The organism is Herbaspirillum huttiense (genome assembly GCF_004367745.1).
GTDB classification, from domain to species: domain Bacteria; phylum Pseudomonadota; class Gammaproteobacteria; order Burkholderiales; family Burkholderiaceae_D; genus Herbaspirillum; species Herbaspirillum huttiense.
The window spans coordinates 1,426,375-1,445,935 of sequence record NZ_CP037993.1; the positions used below are offsets into that span (position 1 = coordinate 1,426,375).

General features: G+C 64.2%; 18 protein-coding genes. 14 read left to right on the forward strand and 4 right to left on the reverse strand.

Annotated features, from left to right (window positions below):
* Positions 1–11: 11 nt before the first annotated feature.
* From E2K99_RS06380 to E2K99_RS06395, 4 genes are read left to right on the forward strand one after another with little or no spacing between them, the layout of a single operon-like run.
* On the forward strand, positions 12–1,349 hold the full coding sequence (locus E2K99_RS06380; RefSeq protein ID WP_134221692.1) for a hypothetical protein: 1,338 nt from the start codon (positions 12–14) through the stop codon (positions 1,347–1,349).
* Complete coding sequence (locus E2K99_RS06385) at positions 1,342–2,067, forward strand: DUF4194 domain-containing protein (protein ID WP_134221693.1); 726 nt, start codon at positions 1,342–1,344, stop codon at positions 2,065–2,067. Before E2K99_RS06380 ends, E2K99_RS06385 begins: the two co-directional genes overlap by 8 nt.
* Positions 2,067–4,880 carry an ATP-binding protein gene (locus E2K99_RS06390; protein WP_134221694.1) on the forward strand — a complete coding sequence of 938 codons (2,814 nt, stop codon included), beginning with the start codon at positions 2,067–2,069 and terminating at the stop codon, positions 4,878–4,880. Before E2K99_RS06385 ends, E2K99_RS06390 begins: the two co-directional genes overlap by 1 nt.
* A gap of 11 nt (positions 4,881–4,891) precedes the next feature.
* A complete protein-coding gene (locus E2K99_RS06395) occupies positions 4,892–6,121 on the forward strand; it encodes a toprim domain-containing protein (RefSeq protein ID WP_134221695.1) in 1,230 nt (409 codons plus the stop codon).
* Between the two features lie 32 nt (positions 6,122–6,153).
* On the opposite strand, the gene E2K99_RS06400 is transcribed toward E2K99_RS06395, so the two are convergent.
* Positions 6,154–6,444, reverse strand: coding sequence for a hypothetical protein (locus E2K99_RS06400; protein ID WP_166675044.1), 291 nt, complete (start codon positions 6,442–6,444; stop codon positions 6,154–6,156).
* 347 nt (positions 6,445–6,791) lie between these two features.
* Between E2K99_RS06400 and E2K99_RS06405 the strand changes: the two genes are divergently transcribed.
* From E2K99_RS06405 to E2K99_RS06430, 6 genes are read left to right on the forward strand one after another with little or no spacing between them, the layout of a single operon-like run.
* Positions 6,792–7,655, forward strand: a complete 864-nt coding sequence (locus tag E2K99_RS06405; protein WP_134221697.1) for an STAS domain-containing protein — start codon at positions 6,792–6,794, stop codon at positions 7,653–7,655.
* 2 nt (positions 7,656–7,657) lie between these two features.
* Positions 7,658–8,017: an STAS domain-containing protein gene (locus E2K99_RS06410; RefSeq protein WP_134221698.1), complete on the forward strand. Its 360-nt coding sequence runs from the start codon at positions 7,658–7,660 to the stop codon at positions 8,015–8,017.
* A 30-nt stretch (positions 8,018–8,047) separates the two neighbouring features.
* A complete protein-coding gene (locus E2K99_RS06415) occupies positions 8,048–8,458 on the forward strand; it encodes an ATP-binding protein (protein WP_134221699.1) in 411 nt (136 codons plus the stop codon).
* On the forward strand, positions 8,443–9,492 hold the full coding sequence (locus E2K99_RS06420) for an anti-sigma regulatory factor (protein ID WP_134221700.1): 1,050 nt from the start codon (positions 8,443–8,445) through the stop codon (positions 9,490–9,492). The genes E2K99_RS06415 and E2K99_RS06420 overlap by 16 nt, the downstream gene beginning before the upstream one ends.
* Complete coding sequence (locus E2K99_RS06425) at positions 9,489–11,297, forward strand: ATP-binding protein (protein WP_134221701.1); 1,809 nt, start codon at positions 9,489–9,491, stop codon at positions 11,295–11,297. The genes E2K99_RS06420 and E2K99_RS06425 overlap by 4 nt, the downstream gene beginning before the upstream one ends.
* A 50-nt stretch (positions 11,298–11,347) precedes the next feature.
* Positions 11,348–12,910 (forward strand): ATP-binding response regulator, encoded by a 1,563-nt coding sequence (locus tag E2K99_RS06430; protein ID WP_240733865.1) that lies wholly within the window; start codon positions 11,348–11,350, stop codon positions 12,908–12,910.
* A 10-nt stretch (positions 12,911–12,920) separates the two neighbouring features.
* Here the strand turns inward: E2K99_RS06430 and pcaD are convergent, their stop codons facing one another.
* From pcaD to E2K99_RS06445, 3 genes are all read right to left on the reverse strand, one after another.
* Positions 12,921–13,706, reverse strand: a complete 786-nt coding sequence (gene pcaD, locus E2K99_RS06435; RefSeq protein WP_121038023.1) for a 3-oxoadipate enol-lactonase — start codon at positions 13,704–13,706, stop codon at positions 12,921–12,923.
* Between the two features lie 77 nt (positions 13,707–13,783).
* Positions 13,784–14,071, reverse strand: coding sequence for a muconolactone Delta-isomerase (gene catC, locus E2K99_RS06440; protein WP_013233325.1), 288 nt, complete (start codon positions 14,069–14,071; stop codon positions 13,784–13,786).
* A 226-nt stretch (positions 14,072–14,297) separates the two neighbouring features.
* Positions 14,298–15,251: a LysR family transcriptional regulator gene (locus tag E2K99_RS06445; RefSeq protein WP_039788858.1), complete on the reverse strand. Its 954-nt coding sequence runs from the start codon at positions 15,249–15,251 to the stop codon at positions 14,298–14,300.
* 144 nt (positions 15,252–15,395) lie between these two features.
* Between E2K99_RS06445 and E2K99_RS06450 the strand changes: the two genes are divergently transcribed.
* The 4 genes from E2K99_RS06450 to benB all read left to right on the forward strand — a co-directional run bounded on the left by E2K99_RS06450 (position 15,396) and on the right by benB (position 19,551).
* Positions 15,396–16,589, forward strand: a complete 1,194-nt coding sequence (locus tag E2K99_RS06450) for a muconate/chloromuconate family cycloisomerase (RefSeq protein WP_121040285.1) — start codon at positions 15,396–15,398, stop codon at positions 16,587–16,589.
* 49 nt (positions 16,590–16,638) lie between these two features.
* Positions 16,639–17,574 carry a catechol 1,2-dioxygenase gene (gene catA / locus E2K99_RS06455; protein WP_121038026.1) on the forward strand — a complete coding sequence of 312 codons (936 nt, stop codon included), beginning with the start codon at positions 16,639–16,641 and terminating at the stop codon, positions 17,572–17,574.
* Positions 17,575–17,686: 112 nt separating this feature from the next.
* Positions 17,687–19,060, forward strand: coding sequence for a Rieske 2Fe-2S domain-containing protein (locus tag E2K99_RS06460; RefSeq protein ID WP_121038029.1), 1,374 nt, complete (start codon positions 17,687–17,689; stop codon positions 19,058–19,060).
* Positions 19,057–19,551 carry a benzoate 1,2-dioxygenase small subunit gene (gene benB / locus E2K99_RS06465; RefSeq protein ID WP_039788851.1) on the forward strand — a complete coding sequence of 165 codons (495 nt, stop codon included), beginning with the start codon at positions 19,057–19,059 and terminating at the stop codon, positions 19,549–19,551. The genes E2K99_RS06460 and benB overlap by 4 nt, the downstream gene beginning before the upstream one ends.
* Positions 19,552–19,561: the final 10 nt, after the last annotated feature.

Consider the following 19,561-nt stretch of genomic DNA (forward strand, 5'->3'; position numbering starts at 1 on the left):
TCCACGACAAATTGACAGAAGAATTCGACCCCGCTCCCCTTGCGGACGAGCATGACTCCGGCTCCTTCGAGAGCTACTTCCGCGATCCTTCGCAAGCCGCCGAAGCGCCCCTGGCCTGGGCCCTGGGCCAGCGGCTGGACGTGCTGGACGCGCTGCGCGGCCTGGTCTCCGGTGGCCAGGCTGCTGCGCGCCTGCGCATCTGGATGTTTCTCGAACTGGCGGCGCAGCCGCAGGGCCGCCTGCAGCGCGAGGACCTGAACCAGCTGTTCTACGCCCTGAAGCCCGAGACCATGGAAGCCGCCCTGAAGCGCCTGCGCGATCTGGGTCTGCTGGTCTGGGACGCCACCGGCCAGGATTACCAGCTCTCGCCCATCGCCCAGCAGGTGCAAGCCCTGCTGGCCCCGCTCACGCGCGCCGTCGGCGAGGATGACGAGATGGCCGCGCTGCTGGCACAAGTGGCCGGGGCCCAGGCACTGGGCCTGTCCGATGCCAGCCAGATCCGCCACCTGCACGCGCAGCTGGCGCGTCTGCACGACCAGTTCGCCGATGCCATCGCCAGCGGTTCGGAAGCCCTGCTGCGCCAGGCCCAGCCGCGTTTCGAACGGGCCCTGAAGCTGGTCAACCGCGCCGGTGAAGCGCTGACCGCCCTGATCCGCAGCGAACACGCCGACGCCCGCCTGGAACGCGAAGCGCGTGCGCTCGGCAACGGCCAGGCGCGCCTGCTGACCATGGCCAGCCAGTTCACCCGCGCCCTGCAGCAGGCCGACCGCCAGCGCGTCACCCTTGGCAGCACCGGCGTGACCAGCTCGGATGTGCGGCGCTGGCTGCAATCGCATCCGGACTTGTCTTCCCTGATGGGGGAGGCGCTGTCCATCGGTGTGAAGCCGGTCTTCGTCAGCGGCCACGAATTGCTGGATGTGGCCGAAGGCGAATTCGAGCGTGACCGTCCCGAGGCCCAGCGCACGCAAGGCCTGCCGCCTCCGGCCCAGGCCGTGGAAGGCAAGATCGAAGCGCTGCGCATGCCGGTCGAGCTGGGCGAACTGATTGAACAACTGACACGCCTGGGGGCCCTGCCGGAAGGCGAGGACGCCAGCGAATTGCAACCGCAGCCACTGACCTCGGTGGTGCTGGGCGGCAGCTTCGGCAAGGCCGCGTATCGCCTGCAATTGCTGCCGCTGCTGGGGGACGCCCAGGCGCGCACCCTGCAAGGGCAGACCGGCGACCTGGCGCGCCTGCCTTGGCAAGCCGGCTTCCTGCCGCGTGTCGACAAAGTCGATGACCCCGATGTCGCCGCCATGAGCGCCGGGGCCGTCCATCCAGATCCATCCCGGGAAAGACCGAATGAGTGAGACCCTAGACGAGGCCGGCCTGTTGGCCGCCGAACTGCTGGCGCGCCGCTGGCTGCCCCGCAAGCACCCGCGCGTGCGCCGCGCCCTGGTCGATGCCGACCTGTGGCAAGCCCTGCAGGACCGCCTGGCCCAGGTGGGCCTGCGCTTGGTGGACAACATCCACGCCGATCACATCAGCGTGGCGCTGGTGCGCCCGGCCGAATCCGCCGTCTTCGGCGAGGCAGGCATGAACGCCAACAACAACCTCGACCTGCCGCGCGATGCCATCTCGCTGCTGGTGGTGCTGTGGGCGCTGATCGTGCTGCCCAAGCGCGAGCGCCAGTCGGCGCGCGCCGCCGGTGACGATGCCCAGCAGCAGGACGAGATGTTCCACACCGACAAGCCCATGCCGACGGCAGCCGAGGTCAGCCCGGTGGTGTCCTATACGGCGCTGCTGGCCGACTTCGGCAACCAGCTCGGCAAGAAGACGCGCATGGATACCAACCTGCGCCGCCTGGAAGCGCACGGATTCATCGTGCGCCGGGGCGTCGACATCGCCGAAGGTCCCTTGCTGGACCTGCTGCTGGACTACGATGCCCTGGCCCCGCGCATCCTCGATGGCGCCTTGGGCGACGTGCTGGCACGCGCCACGGCACGCGACGAAGCGGGCACTGCGCCAGAGGCGCAGGCTGATGCCGACGCTGCTGCCGATGAATCATCCGAAGAGGGAGACGCCTGATGTTCCACCTGCAATCGCTGGAACTGCTGCAGTGGGATTATTGCCAGCGCCTGACGCTGCCCCTGGACGGTTCCATCATCACCATCGCCGGCCCCAACGGATCCGGCAAGACCACGCTGCTGGACGCCATGCGCACCCTGCTGGGCCTGGATTGCTCGGGCGGTCGCAGCTACAAGACCTACGCCCGCCACGCCAACGCCGACACCACCTGGCTGCGCGCCACGGTGGACAACCGTCCACATGGCCGCCAGACCTCGACCCGTCCGTTCGCGCGCAACCTGCTCTATGCGGACCAGGTCACGCTGGCCTGCCGCATCGAGCGCAACGGCGGCGACTGGCAGCGCCGCTACTGCATGAGCGATGGCGACGCCGCCATCGAAACCCTGGCGCAATTGCCCGAGAAGGATTGGCTGGGCCTGGACCACTGGCGCAAGCGCCTGGAGGGGGCCGGCCTGTCGCGCGCGATTGCGCGCGTGCTGGCACTGGAGCAGGGCCAGACTGACCGCCTCTGCGAATTCTCGCCCAAGGAATTGCTGCGCCTGGTGTTCGAAGTGTTCGGCGACCAGGAAGTGCTGGACCGCTACGAGGAAGCCCGCCGCCATCAACGTGACCTGGCCGCCGAGGTGACCTTGGCCGAACAGGAACTGGCCTACAGCGAAGCGCAACTGGCGCAGCTGGACAGCCGCGTCACGCTGTATCGCACCTATCAAGGCAAGCTGCGCGAGCGCGAGACGCTGGCCACCGAGGTCATTCCGGTCTTGCGCTGGCACGAAGAGCGCCAAGGCACGGCCACGCGCCTGCGCGAACTGCATCGCCAGCGCCTGCACCACAATCACCTGCGCCGCCAGCGCAGCAGCGATACCTTGCAGCTGTCGTCCCTGCTGACGCAGCAACAGGCGGCACGCGAGAAGGTGACTGCGCTGGAACGCGACAAGGCGGAAGCCCAGCAAGCCCAGCAAAAGGCGCGTGATGCCGAGAAGCCGGTGGAAGAACTGGTCAAGCAGGCCGATGAACTGCTGGCCCTGTCCGCGGTGGAAGGCGATGCCACGCAATTGCTGGCCCGCGTGGAGGAACTGGAACAGCAGAAGAGCACGCTGCACGATCGCTGGCGTGACCTGGAGCAGCAACGCAAGGACGCCAGCGGCGCGCTGGACCGCCTGACCGGACAACGCCAGGCCCCGCGCCCGAATGACGTCCAGCAATTCACGCGGGCCTTGCGCCAGGCCGGCATCGCCCATCACCTGCTGGCCGATGTGATCGAGATTGCGGACGACCAGTGGCGTGCCGCCGCCGAAGGCGTCTTGCGCGCTTCGTGCTGGGTGGTGGTGCTGGATGATCCGAACGATGAAGCCACCGCCATGGCGCTGGCCGAGCGTGAGCGTTATCGCCATTACGTGGTCTCCGATGCCGCCACGGCGACCTCGCAGCCGCCCGCAGAGAGCCTGTTGGCGGTATTGCGTTTCTCGGCCAAGGCCCCGTCCTGGCTGCTGCGCCAACTGGCGCAGATCCGCCGCGTGGCCGATACGGTCGAAGGCGCAAGCAGTGGTGGCGAATGGATCACGCCGCAAGCCTACTGGCGCGATGGCCGGGGCGGGCGCAGCGTGTGGCGCGATCCGGGCGATTACCAGTTCGGTGCGGCCGCCATGGCCGCGCGCCAGGCCTCGATCCAGAAGCGCCTGGCCACGCTGGACGAACAGTTGACCGACATCGTCCTGAAGCAGAGCGAAGTCAAGCGCCAGCTCGACGCCGCCAAGAAAGCCACCGAGGGCCACCTCGCAGCAGAGGCGCTGGCGAAGCGAAGTGAAGAGTTCGAACAGGCGCGCCGTCAGTTGCCCGCACTGAAGGCCGCGCGCGTGGCGGCGAGTGAACGTTGGAGCCAGTTTGACGTGCAGTACGCGGACGCCATCGAACAGCGCACCATCCTCGATGGCAAGCTCGATGCCTTGCAGCGCCGGCTGCGCGACAGCGAAGGCGATCTTGCGGGGCAGGAGCGTGACTGGCGCGTGCGTCACGATGAGCAGCGCGCCCGCGCGCTGGCCTCGCGTGCGCAGAAGGGCCGCTTCCCTGCGCACTGGATTGCGACTGCGACGGTGCAGGCGCTCTACGAGAAATACAGCAACGCCAAGCAGGCCGAGCTGCGCATGGCCTCCGTCGAAAACGAACTGGAAACCGGCCACTGGGAAAAGGACGGCACGGTCGAGGACAAGCACCTCATCATGCAGGGCACGGTCGGCAACCAGCGCAACGAACTGGATTCGCGCAAGATCAGCAATCACCAGGCCGAGGAAGCCGTCGGCAATGCGCGTGAACGCTACATCGACGTGTTGCGCGCGACGGTACGCCGCTATCGCAAGAACATCGTCGACCTTGGTGCCCTGGCCGGGGTGGTGGTCAGCGCCGATCTGCCGCATCTGGACAATGACGACACCATCCTGCGCCAGGCCGAACTGAAGGTCAGCTTCAACTTCGACGGCAAGGGCGAGATCGGCCTGAACGACGGTGAAGCCTCGGGCGGCCAGCAGGTCATCAAGTCGCTGATCCTGCTGGTGGGGCTGTTGAAGGATGACGACATGCCGGGCGGTTTCGTCTTCATCGATGAACCCTTTGCTCACCTCGATGTGCGCAACATCCAGCTGGTCGGCAACTTCCTGAAATCGACCCGCGCGCAATACGTGCTGACCACGCCGATCACGCACAACGTCGAAGTCTTCGAGCCGGCCGACATTACGCTGGTCACCTCGAAGAAACCGCGCGAGGCACGCTGGGCGCCGCCCATCGGCGTGTTGCAGCGGCGCTTGCGGCTGGATGCCTGAGGGGCTCACCGATGTGCAGCCTGATCGAGACGCCACGCGGCCGCAAGGGCCGTGAGTTGCAATCGTCGGGCGAGCTGCCATCGGTGTTGCCTTTGCTGGATGCCGAAGAACGTGCGGCCCTGTTGCGTTGGGCACGCGGCGAGGCCGTCACGCGCAGCCGCGAGGTCTTGCTCAAGGAGGCCGGCAGCGCGGGCCTGTCCATCGAAAAAGCCGAACGCCTTTGTCAGCGCCTGCTGCAGGAGGGCTGGGTCAGCCTGCGCGAGGAACTGAGCGGTGGCAACTGGTTGTGGAAATCCCTGAGCTGGCGCGATCTGCGCCAGCTGCAATCCTTGCTGGGCATTGCGCATGCCGGTCAACGCCAGCAAGAACGCGAGGCGCTGCTGGCGCAATCGCGGCACTGGCTGGAACTGCGCACGCAAGCCAGCGCATCGGTGGCGCTCGATCCCGATCTGCTGGATGAATTGACGGCGGCACTCGATGCGCTGGAGGCCGACAAGAGCTTGCGCCGCGAGCTGCTGGCCGACCGCCTGGGTTTGCTGGAAGCGATCGCTTCCTGGCACGACAGCGGCCAGCAGGGATTGCGCCGCAACTTCGCCTTGCATGCACGCGACCTCACCAAGGCCCTGAGCAACAGCGAATGGCGCTGGCTGGATTCGATGTTTGATCTTGAACGACTCGGCATCGCCAACTTCGCGCAAGTGGGATGGCTGGCCGGTGATCTGGTGCTGTCATGGCAAGCGCGCAGGGTAGAACTGGCCCCCCTGCATTGCCTCGGCTTGCCACTGGAAGACCTGCAGCGTTGTGACCGCATCACGCCGCCGCAACGCTGGTGGCTGATCGAGAGCCGTGCCAGTTTCGAACACCAGGCGCGCCAGCGTCCGCTTGGGGTGGCGCTCCTGTGGATGCCGGGGCGGCCCTCGGCGGCCTGGCTGGATACGGTGTCGCATCTCCTGCTGTTGGCACCGGCACCAGCCTGGATCAGTACCGATGCCGATCCGGCAGGGGTGGATATCGCCTGCACGGCAGGGGCGCGCTGGACCCGTGCCGGACTGGCGTGGGAACCATATCAAATGGGTTTGGCGCAGTGGGAAAACACCACGCAGCGCTGGCCGTTGAACGCGCATGACCGTCGTTTGCTGACGACCCTGTTGGCAAGGAAGGAGTTACCGGAGTCTTTGCGGTCCTTGTGTGTGGCGATGCAGGCGGAGGGACGCAAGGCCGAACAGGAAGCCTGGCTCTAGGCCCTGTTCTTACCGCATGCGCTGGCAATGCTTCAGCGCAATTCGCGCACGATGCGCGGTGCCGGTGGCAGCATTTCCGAGGGAACTTCCGGCACCTCTGCTTCCAGTAATTGATATGCCACGCATTCGCACCAGTGGATGCCGCGCGCGAGCGCCAGCGGCTTGGATTCGTAAAGGCCCGGCAGCGATCGTTTCGGAAACAGTTGCCCGATGGATGGATGGCGTATCTCTACGCCACTGACGTACCAGGTGTCGGCGCGGTTGGCGCACCATACCCGAAACTGGAACGGTGAAGAATGTCCTGTGATTTCGTAACAAGTCATCATGTTTGCACGCTGACCCAAAGCTTCCCTCCTGTCATGTCGGCCGCATTATAAACAGCGTAGCGTCAGCTTGCCAAAGTCTGCCGTAGGGATGAAATTGCCGGGTTTATCAAATGGCAAGAAAAATGGCAGCCGCGCGTCGTCGAGGTAATGGATTCCTACACGGCTTGTAGTCGTTGTCCTGCATGGCGTCAAAGCCTCGTCGCCTAGAATGATTGTGCCCGCGCGCCTCAGGGGACTCGTGACGTCGGGTGGATTCCTCTACCGCCATTCCACCTTCATGCCGCTCCACCCTTTCGGGTCAGGAGGCTTGGTCATGCGAGGCTTTTCAAGGACAGAAAAAAAATATGACTTCCGCGCGTACCGCCACTCTCGGTCTCATTCTCAACCAACATCACCAGAGCCTGCTCGATGACTGGATCCGCACCTTGACCGCGAAGCTCGGCCGCAAGGAAAAAAGCGGTGAATTCGAGATCCGCCGCCAGGCCGAGCAATTCCTGACCTTGCTTGCACGCACGGTAGACAGCGGTGCCAGCGACGATACGGATGGCAGCGACTGGGGCGACGTCCGTCATCTGTTGGGCGAAGTCTCGCGGACCCGTGCGTTGCAGGGTTTTTCCTCGCTGGATACGGCCAGTTTCGTGTTTGCCCTGAAGGAACCGCTGTTCGGACATCTGCGTACCGCCTTGAGTGAGCAGCCTCTGGTGCTGGCTCAGGAGATCGCCGCGACCAGTTCGCTGTTCGACCGCCTGGGGCTCTACACCATCGAGGTTCATCAGAAGGCGCGCGAGCAGGTCATTCTGCGCCAGCAGCAGGAACTGCTGGAACTCTCTACGCCGGTGGTGCAGCTGTGGCAGAACGTCCTGGCGCTTCCCTTGATCGGCACGCTAGACAGCGCCCGCACCCAGGTGGTGATGGAGAGCTTGCTGCAGAAGATCGTGGAGACCGGTGCCATGATCGCCATCATCGATATCACGGGCGTTCCCACCGTGGATACGCTGGTGGCCCAGCATCTGCTCAAGACCATTGCAGCCGCGCGCCTCATGGGTGCGGATTGCATCATCAGCGGCATTCGTCCGCAGATTGCCCAGACCATCGTGCACTTGGGTGTGAATCTGGAAGACGTGACCACCAAAGCCACGCTGGCTGACGCCTTCATGGTGGCACTCAAGAAGACCGGTTCGCGCATCACTGTCCAGCACGCGGAGTAAGCATGGAACGCATCCCTATCCTGCGCATGGGCCGGCTGCTGCTGGTGACCATCCAGGTCGACATGCACGATCGCTTGGCCATGACCCTGCAGGACGACCTCACCGAACGCATCGTACGTGATCGCGCGCGCGGGGTGCTCATCGACATTTCTGCGCTGGACATGGTGGATTCCTTCATCGGCCGCATGATCAGCAACACCGCCTCCATGGCGCGCGTGCTGGATGCGCGCACGGTGGTGGTCGGTATGCAGCCCGCTGTGGCCATTACCCTGGTGGAGCTCGGTCTGACCCTGGACGGCGTGCGGACCGCGCTCAACGTGGAGCGTGGCGTCAAGCTGCTTGAGTCGGAGATCGAAGGATGACTTCGTTCTCCTTGCGGTGCGAGGCAATCGGTGGATGAACAACAATTACTGAGCCAGTCCCTGCAGACCGACGAAGACGTGGTCCGCCTGCGCAAGGCGGTGCGCGACCATCTCGTGCGGCTGGGGTTCTCGCTGGTGGAGCAGACCAAGATGGTCACGGCCGCCAGTGAACTGGCACGCAACACCCTGCGCTACGGCGGCGGCGGCGAAGCGCTGATCGAGGAACTGAACAATGGCAGCAAGCGCGGCTTGCGGCTGGTCTTTGCCGACCAGGGGCCGGGCATCGCCGACCTGACGCTGGCCCTCACCGATGGCTACACCACCGGGGGCGGCTTGGGGCTGGGCCTGTCGGGTGCCAAGCGGCTGGCCGACGAATTCGATATCGATACCGCGCCGGGCGCGGGAACCAAAGTCAGCATCATCAAATGGAAACCGTTCTGACCGCCTCGCGGACTGAGCTATGCGTGGCCGTCAGTGAAACCGTGGATGTCGCCGCCTCGCGCCGGGCAGCGGCCGACCTGGCACGGCAGCTGGGCTTCGCACAGGAGCCGGCGGCCCGGCTGGCTTTGGTCGTCACCGAGGCTGCCACCAACATTCTCAAACACGCTGGCCAGGGCGAGATCCTGCTGCGCACAATTCACGGACGTCACGCGGCCAGTGCCGCTGTACGCGGCATCGAGATGCTGGCCATCGACAGCGGCGCTGGCATGCATGATGCCGACGCGGCGATGGCCGACGGCACCTCCACTGCCGGGACCTATGGTGTAGGGCTGGGGGCCATCCGTCGCCAGTCCGACCTGTTCGCGCTTTACACCTGGCCCGAGCGCGGCACCGTGCTGCGGTCCGTGGTGTGGGAAACGCCCGGCGCGCTTGAGCCATGGCAATGCGGCCTGGTCTGCCTGCCGCTGGCCGGTGAGCTGCAGTGTGGCGATGCCGGGTGGGCAGCCACCATCGATGATGGCGTGCTGCTCACGCTGGTAGACGGACTGGGGCATGGCGAGGCCGCAGCCGATGCGGCTGCGGCTGCGGTCGATACGCTGGCGGCGCTGGCGGTCAGCAGCCCTGGCCTGCCGCTGCCCGGATTGGCCATGCACCTGCATGCGGCCTTGCAGAGGACGCGCGGTGCGGCCTTGGCGATTGCGCGCATCGATGCGCATGCCGGCCAGGTGCAGTTCGTCGGCGTCGGCAATATTGCCTGTTGCACCAGCCTGGCGGGACAGCGTCGCCATCTGGTGTCCGTCAATGGAATCGTCGGCCACAACCTGCGCAAGGTGCAGGCCTTCGATACCGCCTGGCAGGACGAGATGCTGCTCATTCTGCATTCCGACGGGCTGACCAGCCGCTGGTCGCTGGATCCCTACCCGGGCCTGGAGCAGGCCCATCCGGCCCTGATTGCCGCCGTTCTCTATCGAGACTGTTATCGTGGCCGTGATGATGTCAGCGTCATGGTCCTTCGCCGGGGAGAGACTCCATGACGCAGCGTCTGCTCACCGTTTCCATTGGCAGCGAGATCGATGTGGTCGGCGCACGCCAGCGCGCTCGCCAGATCGCCGACCTGTGTGGCTTCGCTCAGCAGGATCAGGTCCGTATCGCCACCAGCATCTCTGAACTGGCGCGCAACGCCTTTCGCTATGCCGGACGCGGCCAGGTGGAATTCGCCATCGAAGGCAGTACGGCGCCGCAGACCTTGCTCATGACAGTGCGCGACCAGGGTCCGGGGATCGAGGACCTGAGCCTGGTACTGTCCGGCCAATATCGCTCCAAGACGGGCATGGGCTTGGGTTTGCTGGGTGCACGCAAGCTCATGGATGCGTTCGACATACAGACTGCGCCAGGACAGGGTACGACCGTGATACTGCGCAAGCTGCTGCCACCGGCGGCACGCCTGATCACGCCCCGCGTGGCCGGTGAGATCGGCTCGGCATTGGCGGCTGCACCGGCCGGACTGGCGCTGTTCGAGACGCAGCAACAGAATCAGGAATTGCTGGCCACCCTGGCCGAGTTGAAAGGCCGCCAGGAAGAATTGCTGCAGCTGACGCGTGAACTCGAAGATACCAACCGCGGTGTCGTGGCGCTCTATGCGGAACTGGATGAAAAGGCCGACCACCTGCGGCGTGCCGACGAGGCCAAGTCGCGCTTTCTGTCCAACATGAGTCACGAGTTCCGCACACCCCTGTCGTCCATTCGGGCGCTGGCCAAGCTCTTGCTGGATCGGGTTGATGGTGAACTGGGGACCGAGCAGGAGCGTCAGGTTCGCTACATCCTCGACGGTGCGGAGTCTCTCTCGGAACTGGTCAATGATCTGCTGGATCTGGCCAAGATCGAGGCAGGCAAGGTCGAGATTCAACCCAGCCGCTTCCAGGTGGCCGATCTGTTCAGTGCATTGCGCGGCATGTTGCGCCCGCTGCTGGTCTCCGACAAGCTGCGCCTGAGTTTCGTGGCTCCGGAAAATTGCGAGATGATGACCGATGAGGGCAAGCTTTCGCAGATCCTGCGCAACTTCATTTCCAACGCCATCAAATTCACCGAGCAGGGCAGCATCACGGTGACTGCCGAGCTGTTGCCGCAAAACCTCGCAGTGCGCTTCTCGGTGAGCGACACCGGCATCGGCATTGCGCAGGAGCACATCGCCATCATCTTCGAAGAATTCACGCAGGTGGAAAATCATCTGCAGCGCCACGTCAAAGGCACTGGCCTGGGGCTGCCGCTGTGCCGTCAACTGGCCACGCTGCTGGGTGGGACGGTCGCGGTCAGCAGCAAGCAGGGGGAGGGGGCCACCTTCATGGCGGTGATTCCCGTTGTCCACGTGCGGGCGGATGAAGCTTCTTCCCGCTCGTCGACCACGTATGTGCAACTCCCCGACGCTGAACCGGGTCCAGCTACCCTGCCGGTACTCATCGTGGAAGACCGGCCCGAACTGCGCTTGCTGTATCAGCGTTACCTGATGCAGTCCGAATTCCGCATGATCGCGGCGGCCTCGGTGGTCGAGGCCGAGGCCCTGTGGCGGCAAGGAGAGCCTTGCGCTGTGGTGCTCGATATCCTTCTCGATGGCAAGGATACCTGGCACTGGCTGGTGCAGATCAAAAACGATCCGGTACGCTGCGACATACCCGTCATCATCGCCTCCGATGTCGATGACAAAGGCAAGGCCATGGGATTGGGGGCCGACGCGTATTTCAAGAAGCCCATGGGGCGCGATGAACTGCTGGCAGCACTGCGGTCTCTGGTCAATTCGCCGCCGGCGCGAAACGAATCCGTCGCCGCTGCAGTCCACGACTGAAGGGGCCTGCGACCGCGCAGGCCCTGTTATCCACGTTACCCATGCATGCCATGAGCCATCCAGAACAACTGATCCTCAACGTCGACGATACCGATGCCGCCCGCTATGCGCGAACCCGCATCCTGACCAAGGCCGGGTTGCGCGTGGTCGAGGCGGCCAGCGGCGGCGAGGCGCTGGCAATGGCACGCGAACTCAAGCCGGCCCTGATCCTGCTGGACGTGAAACTGCCTGACATCCACGGCATGGAAGTCTGTGCACGGCTCAAAGCCGATCCCGCGACTTCGTTCATCCTGGTGCTGCAGACTTCGGCCTCGTACATCGGTGTGGCCGACAAGATCCGCGCCCTGGAAGGCGGGGCCGACAATTATCTGTTTGAACCGATAGAGCCGGCCGAGTTGGTGGCCAATGTGCAGGCGCTGTTGCGCCTGGCCAAGGTGGAACATGAATTGCGCGAGATCGACCGCCGCAAGGACGAATTCCTGGCGATTCTGGCGCATGAATTGCGCAACCCGCTGGTGCCGATGCGCAATGCCGTGGGCATCCTCAACACGCGCGCACCGCAGGCCCCTGAGTGGGAATTGCGCGCACGCAATACCATTTCCCATCACCTGGACCACATGGTGCGGCTGGTCGACGATCTGCTGGACGTGTCGCGCCTGTCGCACAACAAGCTGGCGCTGCAGTTGCACCCGATTCTGATGGCGGAAGTGATCCAGCATGCCGTCGAATCGACCCAGCAGATGATGGAGCGCAAGCACCAGTCATTGCTGCTGGACATCGCCGATCCGTTGCTGGCGGTGCAGGGCGATGAAGTGCGGCTGGCCCAGGTACTCATCAACCTCTTGCACAATGCCGCCAAATTCAGTCCGGACGGTGCCGGAATCTTCCTTGGCGCGCGCAGCGAGGCCGGTCAGGTGGTGCTGACGGTACGCGATGAAGGCATTGGGATTGCCGCCGAACGGCTGGGCGACATCTTCGGCATGTTTGCCCAGGCCAATGCACTTGGCCATGATCGCCAGGATGGCCTCGGCATCGGCTTGTCGCTGGCGCGCAGCCTGGTGGAATTGCATGGCGGGACCTTGACCGCGTACAGCGCCGGCATCGGTCACGGCAGCCTCTTCACGGTGGCCTTGCCGCAGCTGGCACCTGGCCTGCCGGAGGTCCCGGAGAAGGCAGCGCCGACCCTGGCCGAACTGGCGGCCGGCATCCCGCAGACCGGCAAGCGCGTGCTGGTGGTGGACGACAACAGGGACATCGCCGACACCATGAAGGAGCTCATGGAGTTGCTGGGGCATGAAGTGGAGGTGGCCTACAGCGGCACGCGCGCCATCGCACGTGCGCAGGAATGGATTCCCGACGCCGTGCTGCTGGACATCGGATTGAAGGACATGACCGGTCACGACCTGATCCGCGCTCTGCGCACGGAACCGGTCACACAAGGCATCTACCTGCTGGCCTGCTCCGGTTTCAGCGGCGAAGACGACAAGCGCACCGCCTTTGAGGCGGGTGTCGATGACTATCTGGTCAAGCCGGTCGACATCGATACCTTGGCGCGGCTCGAACTGCGCCGCGCCACACCGCCGGCCGACTCGGCCAGCGTCGCGGGCCTCTGACCCGCCAGTTTCAGGCCGCTTCGGTCAGGAACTGCACCACTGCCTGCGTGAAGGCGCGTGGCTGTTGCTGGTTGGAGATGTGGGCCGCATCAAATTCCACATACAGCGCACCCGGAATGGTGGCACGCATGAACTGCGCATCGGCCGGTGGCGTCGGCACGTCGCCGCTGCCGGCAATCACCAGCGTGGGCGCGCGGATGCCCGCAATCGCTTCCCGCAGATCATTGTCGCGCACCGCTGCGCAAGCGCCTGCATAGCCCTCCGCCGGCGTGGCCAGCAGCATGGCCGTCAATGCCTGCACTTGCTCCGGATGCTGTTCGGCATACTCGGGCGTGAGCCAGCGTGAAACGACCGCAGCGGCAATGGCCGACAGGCCATCACGCTGCACGGTCTCGATGCGGCTGTTCCAGGCCTCGGGCGTGCCGATCTTGGCACCGGTATTGCAGAGGATGAGCTTGGCTACGCGGTCCGGATGATGCACCGCCAGCCACATGAAGGTGCTGCCGCCCATGGAGAGACCGCAGAAATGCGCTTGCTTGATGTCGAGCTGGTCGAGCAGGGCGATGACGTCGCTGCCGAGCTGGGCAATCGTGTAAGGACCGGGCGTGACCTCGGACTGGCCGTGGCCGCGCGTGTCATAACGCAGTACGCGGAAGTGCTTGCTCAGTTCGGGAATCTGCGGATCCCACATCGCCAGCGAGGTCCCCAGCGAGTTGGACAGCACCAGCACCGGCAAGGCTGCGTCGCCGTCGAGCTGGTAATGCAGTTTGATTCCGTTCAGGGTTGCAAAGGGCATGAGTAAATCCTTGGCCCGCGCCACCGGGCGGTGGTGACGGGCGTGTGTGAATCAAAAAGCGTCAGAGGCGCCGCGAATCAGCCAATCTGCGCGATGGCCGAGGGATGCTGGGTCAGCGGAGTGACCGAAATGGTCATGAAGGGATAGAGCGGCAGGGCCGACAGGATGTTGTGCAGCTCATCATTGCCGGAGACGTTGAAGATGCTCACGTTGGCATACTGCCCGACCACGCGCCACAGGTCGCGCCACTTGCCTTCGCGCTGCAGCTTCTGCGACATCTCCTTCTCGTCCTTCTTCAACTGATCGGCCACGGCCTTGTCGAGCGTGGCGGGAATGTTGACCTGCATTTGAACCATGAACAGCATGATGTGTGCTCCGTTGTCGTTATGGGTGGAATGTCCTGCAGCGCGCGCCTGGGTCGCGATGTTGAACGCGTGGCGCGATAGGGTGATGTTCGATAAACGAACATAAATCCTTTATTCGCACAAACGAGTGTAGGCGTCCGTGCGGGCAACTGTCAACTTGGGCGGACGGTTTGCTGCACGTCAACTGCGCGCAGGATGAGCGCTGGGGGCGCATCGTGATGGCCTCTCACTCGCGCCGTTCGGGATTCGGAAAACCGGTCGCCGGGAAGGAACTGGTCTCGATATCCAGCCAGGCCGGGCGTTCGGCATACATGTCGGCCACCAGTTGCTTGATGGCCTCGATGTACCAGGCATTGTCGTTGATGCGATGCGTGAGGATGATGGGGGAGGTCGCGCGCGGATCGTCGATGAGCCGGTAATGCAGGTCATTGCGCAGCCGCGCCGAGGCCGGGATCAGGCACAGTCCGGATTCGGCCGCCACCAGGCCCAGCGCGGTCTGGATCTCGCGCACCTCGTGCACTTCAGCCGGGTGGATGTCCTGGTCATTGAGCAGGCTCAGGATGTGGTCGGCGAAACTGGGACGCGGCTCCTTGGGATAGACGATCAGCTTCTGTCCATGCACTTCCTTGAGGCTCACGCGCTGATGGCTGGCGGCCAGCGGGAAAGAGGGCGGGATCGCCAGCACCAGTTTTTCTTCGCGCAGGACGATGCGCGCCACCGTCGCATCATTGCTGCGGATGCGCCCGAAACCGACATCGATGCGCCCCGACTTGAGGGCGGCGAACTGCTGCATCGAGGTCAGCTCCAGCAACTGGATGTCCACCTCCGGATAGTGCTGGCGCAGCTTGCGCACCAGCACCGGCAGGCCGCCATAGAGCGTGGAGGCGACGAAGCCGATGGACAGCGTCTGGCGCTGGTTCAGGCCGATCTGCTGGGTGGCGTTCTTCAACTGCTCCAGCCGGTTGAGGATCTGCAGCGCCTGCTCGTAGAACACCCGGCCGGCTTCGGTCAGGCGCAGCGGTCGGCTGTTGCGCAGGATCAGCTGCACGCCCAGTTCTTCTTCCAGCAGCTGGATCTGGCGCGACAGTGGCGGCTGCGCAATGTGCAGCTGTTCCGAGGCGCGTGTGAAGTTGCGCGTATTGGCCACGGCCACGAAGTATTTCAGTTGTCTGATGTCCATGGCCGAAAATCATATCTCACAGAAACTAATGATGTCTAATCCTTTGATTTTTATAGGAGCCTTTATAAACTATATAAAAAAGGTATGAAACTAGACGAATTTGGTGTTGGCAATGGCAGGGCTTCCGGGTGTTCAATGCAGTCCATGGATACCCCACAACACCTTCACGCTGCGGCCCCGGCCCTGATCGACCGGGTCGAGACCTTCCTGGTCGATCTGCCGACCATCCGTCCCCATCAATTGTCGATGGCGACGATGAACGGGCAGACCCTGATGCTGGTGCGCCTGTACTGCTCCGACGGCACGGTCGGCGTGGGCGAGGGCACCACCATCGGTGGCCTGGCCTACGGCGCCGAATCGCCCGAGGGCATGAAGCTGGCCATCGATACCTACTTCGCGCCGCTGCTGCTGGGCGCCGATGCCAGCCTGATCCCGGCCATCATGGCGCGCCTGAACAAGGCCATCCAGGACAACCGTTTCGCCAAGTGCGCCATCGAGACGGCGCTCTTCGATGCCCTGGGCCAGCGCACCGGCCTGCCGGTCTCGCAGCTGCTCGGCGGCCGCGCCCGCGAAAGCCTGCCGATCGCCTGGACCCTGGCCTCGGGCGACACCGCCAAGGACATCGACGAAGCCGAGCGCATGCTGGCCGCGCGCCGCCACAAGATTTTCAAGCTCAAGATCGGCCGCCGCGAAGTCGAGGCCGACGTCGCCCACGTGGCCGCCATCAAGAAGGCCCTCGGTGATCGCGGCTCGGTGCGGGTGGATGTGAACATGGCCTGGAGCGAACTGGAAGCCCAGCGCGGGCTGGCTGGCCTGGTCGATGCCGGCTGCGAACTGGTGGAGCAGCCGGTGGCCTCGGCCCCGGCGCTGGCCCGCTTGAAGGGCAAGCACGCCATCGCCATCATGGCCGATGAGTCGCTGACCGGCCCGGCCTCGGCCTTTGCGCTGGCGCGCATCGGCGGTGCGGATGTGTTTGCGATCAAGATCGAACAATCGGGTGGCCTGCGCGCCGCCCAGCAGGTGGCCGCCATCGGCGACGCGGCCGGCATCGAGCTCTACGGCGGCACCATGCTCGAAGGCGCCATCGGCACCATCGCCTCGGCTCATGCCTTCGCCACCTTCCGTGAATTGCAGTGGGGGACTGAGTTGTTCGGTCCGCTGCTGCTGACCGAAGAAATTCTGGCCGAGCCTTTGCAATACCAGGATTTCCAGTTGGCCATACCCAACCGCCCCGGCCTGGGCATCGTGCTCGATGAGGAGCGTGTGCAATACTTCCGGCGCGACCGCAAGCAAGGGGCGACAGTGACAGCAGCGAGGCCGGCCACACTGGCCGGATAAAACAAGAAAACGCACTTCCCCAATCAACAAATCCAAAAGGAGACTCAACATGGCAGCCAAGATTTTCAGCACCCCCGAAGTCCAGGACTTCCTGCGCCTGGCCAGCGGCCTCGACACCGAAGGCGGCAGCCCGCGCACCAAGCAGATCGTGCATCGCATCCTGTCCGACCTGTTCAAGACCATCGAAGACCTGGAGATTACCTCCGACGAATACTGGGCTGGCGTGGCCTACGTCAATCGCCTGGGCGCTGCCAGCGAAGCCGGCCTGCTCTCGCCGGGCCTGGGCCTGGATCGCTTCCTGGACATGCGCATGGATGCCGAAGACGCCGCACTGGGCATCACCGGCGGCACCCCGCGCACCATCGAAGGTCCGCTGTACGTGGCCGGTGCGCCGGTGGAGCAGGGCTTCGCGCGCCTGGACGATGGCAGCGACAAGAACGGCCAGACCATCATCATGCACGGCACTGTCTATGGCTCGGATGGCAAGCCCATGGCGGGCGCGCAGGTCGAAGTCTGGCATGCCAACACCAAGGGTTTCTATTCGCACTTCGACCCGACCGGTGAACAGAAGCCCTTCAACATGCGCCGTACCATCATCACCGATGCCCAGGGCCGCTACAAATTCCGCAGCATCATGCCGGCCGCCTACGGCTGTCCGCCGGCCGGCCCGACCCAGGGCCTGCTGAACCAGCTGGGCCGCCACGGCAACCGTCCGGCACACATCCACTTCTTCGTCACCGCCGATGGCCATCGCAAGCTGACCACGCAGATCAACATCGAAGGCGATCCGCTGATCTATGACGACTTCGCCTACGCCACCCGCGAAGGCCTGGTGCCGCCGCTGGTCGAGCGTACCGATGCGGCCAGCATCAAGGCCGAGGGACTGGAAGGCCCGTTCGCCGAGATCGTCTTCGACATCAACCTGACCTCGCTGGTCAACGGTGCCGACAACCAGGTCGTGGACCGTCCGCGCCTGGCCGCCTGACCGCCTGATCGTCCTGCGCCAGCCGCTGGCGCAGGCCAGCCTCATCCCCGCCGACTGCCTTGCCGCGATGGTTTCCCATCGCGACAGGCGGGCTGCACCCTGGAGAAAAGACATGACCACCCTTGCCGCCGACAAGTATGAAGAGGTCGAGCGCCTGCTCGACACCGCACTGGACGAAGATGCCACCAACGGCATCTTCCGCTGCCGCCGCGACATCTTCACCAATGCCGACCTGTTCGAGCTGGAGATGAAGCACCTGTTCGAATCGAACTGGGTCTACCTCGCTCACGAGAGCCAGGTCCCCGAGATCAACGATTACTACAGCACCTGGATCGGCCGCCAGCCGGTGGTGGTCACCCGCGACAAGAACGGCGAGCTGCACGCGGTCATCAATGCCTGCGCCCACAAGGGGGCCATGCTGTGCCGTCGCAAGCACGGCAACAAGAGCAGTTTTACTTGCCCGTTCCACGGCTGGACTTTCTCCAACAGCGGCAAGCTGTTGAAGGTCAAGGATGAGAAGACCACCGAGTATCCGGTCTCCTTCAACAAGAACGGCTCGCATGACCTGACCCGCGTGGCGCGTTTCCAGAACTATCGCGGCTTCCTCTTCGGCAGCCTCTCGGAAGACGTGCTGCCGCTGGAAGAGTACCTGGGCGAGACCCGCGTCATCATCGACCAGATCGTCGACCAGGCCCCCAATGGCCTGGAAGTCCTGCGCGGCAACTCCAGCTACCTGTATGACGGCAACTGGAAGATGCAGATGGAAAATGGTTGCGACGGTTACCATGTCAGCTCGGTGCACTGGAACTACGCCGCCACCATGAGCCGCCGCAAGGAAGGCGGCACCAAGGCCACCGATGCCAACAACTGGAGCAAGGCCGTGGCCGGTGTCTACGGTTTCGAGAACGGCCACATCCTCCTCTGGACCAATACGCTCAATCCGGAAGTGCGCCCGATCTGGAACCAGCGTGAAGAACTGGCCGCCCGCGTCGGCCAGGCACGCGCCGATACCATCGTGGCCCAGACCCGCAACCTGTGCCTCTATCCCAACGTGTTCCTGATGGACCAGTTCGGCACGCAGATCCGCGTGGCCCGTCCCATCAGCGTGAACCAGACCGAGATCAGCATCTTCTGCTTCGGCCCCAAGGGCGAGAGCGCCGAAGACCGCCGCGTGCGGATTCGCCAGTATGAGGATTTCTTCAATGTCTCCGGCATGGGTACCGCCGATGACCTGGAAGAATTTCGCGCCTGCCAGGCCGGCTATGCCGGATCGGCCGTGCGCTACAACGACATGAGCCGGGGCGCGCCGCTGTGGAAGCAGGGCCCGGACGAGAATGCGAAGAAGATGGGCATGAACCCCAAACTGAGCGGTGAACGCAGCGAGGACGAAGGTCTCTTCGTCTGCCAGCACCACTACTGGACCGAGCAGATGCGCAAGGCCGTCAGCAAGGAACGTGCGGCTGCAGAGCAAGGAGCACAAGCATGAGCCAACCTGCCCAACTCGATGCAGTCTGCGCCTTCCTCTATCGCGAGGCGCGTTATCTCGACGAACGCCAGTGGGAATCCTGGCTGGAACTGTACGCCCCGGACGTCGAATACTGGATGCCGGCCTGGGACGATGACGACCAGCTCACCGAAGACCCGCAGCGCGAGATCTCGCTGATCTACTACGCCAACCGCGATGGACTGGAAGACCGCGTGTTCCGCATCAAGACCGAGCGCTCCAGCGCCTCCATGCCGGAGCCGCGCACCAGCCACATGATCGCCAACGTGGAGATCCTGGACGAGCACGACGATGTGGTGGAAGTGCGCTACAACTTCCATACGTTGTCGCACCGCTACAAGATCACCGACCAGTTCTTCGGTACCACCCTGGTCAGCTTGCGCAAGACCGAAGGCGGCTTCCAGATCGCCAGCAAGAAGATCGCCCTGAAGAACGACTACATCCGCCAGGTCATCGACGTCTATCACGTCTGACCAGCCCGCA

Excerpts from the sequence above, each read along its gene's own strand:
- E2K99_RS06395 (WP_134221695.1), top strand. The coding sequence starts at position 4,892 with ATGTGCAGCCTGATCGAGACGCCACGCGGCCGCAAGGGCCGTGAGTTG.
- catA (WP_121038026.1), top strand. The coding sequence starts at position 16,639 with ATGGCAGCCAAGATTTTCAGCACCCCCGAAGTCCAGGACTTCCTGCGC.
- E2K99_RS06405 (WP_134221697.1), top strand. The coding sequence starts at position 6,792 with ATGACTTCCGCGCGTACCGCCACTCTCGGTCTCATTCTCAACCAACAT.
- benB (WP_039788851.1), top strand. The coding sequence starts at position 19,057 with ATGAGCCAACCTGCCCAACTCGATGCAGTCTGCGCCTTCCTCTATCGC.
- E2K99_RS06410 (WP_134221698.1), top strand. The coding sequence starts at position 7,658 with ATGGAACGCATCCCTATCCTGCGCATGGGCCGGCTGCTGCTGGTGACC.
- E2K99_RS06430 (WP_240733865.1), top strand. The coding sequence starts at position 11,348 with ATGAGCCATCCAGAACAACTGATCCTCAACGTCGACGATACCGATGCC.
- E2K99_RS06385 (WP_134221693.1), top strand. The coding sequence starts at position 1,342 with ATGAGTGAGACCCTAGACGAGGCCGGCCTGTTGGCCGCCGAACTGCTG.
- pcaD (WP_121038023.1), bottom strand. The coding sequence starts at position 13,706 with ATGCCCTTTGCAACCCTGAACGGAATCAAACTGCATTACCAGCTCGAC.
- E2K99_RS06460 (WP_121038029.1), top strand. The coding sequence starts at position 17,687 with ATGACCACCCTTGCCGCCGACAAGTATGAAGAGGTCGAGCGCCTGCTC.
- catC (WP_013233325.1), bottom strand. The coding sequence starts at position 14,071 with ATGCTGTTCATGGTTCAAATGCAGGTCAACATTCCCGCCACGCTCGAC.
- E2K99_RS06400 (WP_166675044.1), bottom strand. The coding sequence starts at position 6,444 with ATGACTTGTTACGAAATCACAGGACATTCTTCACCGTTCCAGTTTCGG.
- E2K99_RS06420 (WP_134221700.1), top strand. The coding sequence starts at position 8,443 with ATGGAAACCGTTCTGACCGCCTCGCGGACTGAGCTATGCGTGGCCGTC.
- E2K99_RS06390 (WP_134221694.1), top strand. The coding sequence starts at position 2,067 with ATGTTCCACCTGCAATCGCTGGAACTGCTGCAGTGGGATTATTGCCAG.
- E2K99_RS06450 (WP_121040285.1), top strand. The coding sequence starts at position 15,396 with ATGGATACCCCACAACACCTTCACGCTGCGGCCCCGGCCCTGATCGAC.
- E2K99_RS06445 (WP_039788858.1), bottom strand. The coding sequence starts at position 15,251 with ATGGACATCAGACAACTGAAATACTTCGTGGCCGTGGCCAATACGCGC.
- E2K99_RS06425 (WP_134221701.1), top strand. The coding sequence starts at position 9,489 with ATGACGCAGCGTCTGCTCACCGTTTCCATTGGCAGCGAGATCGATGTG.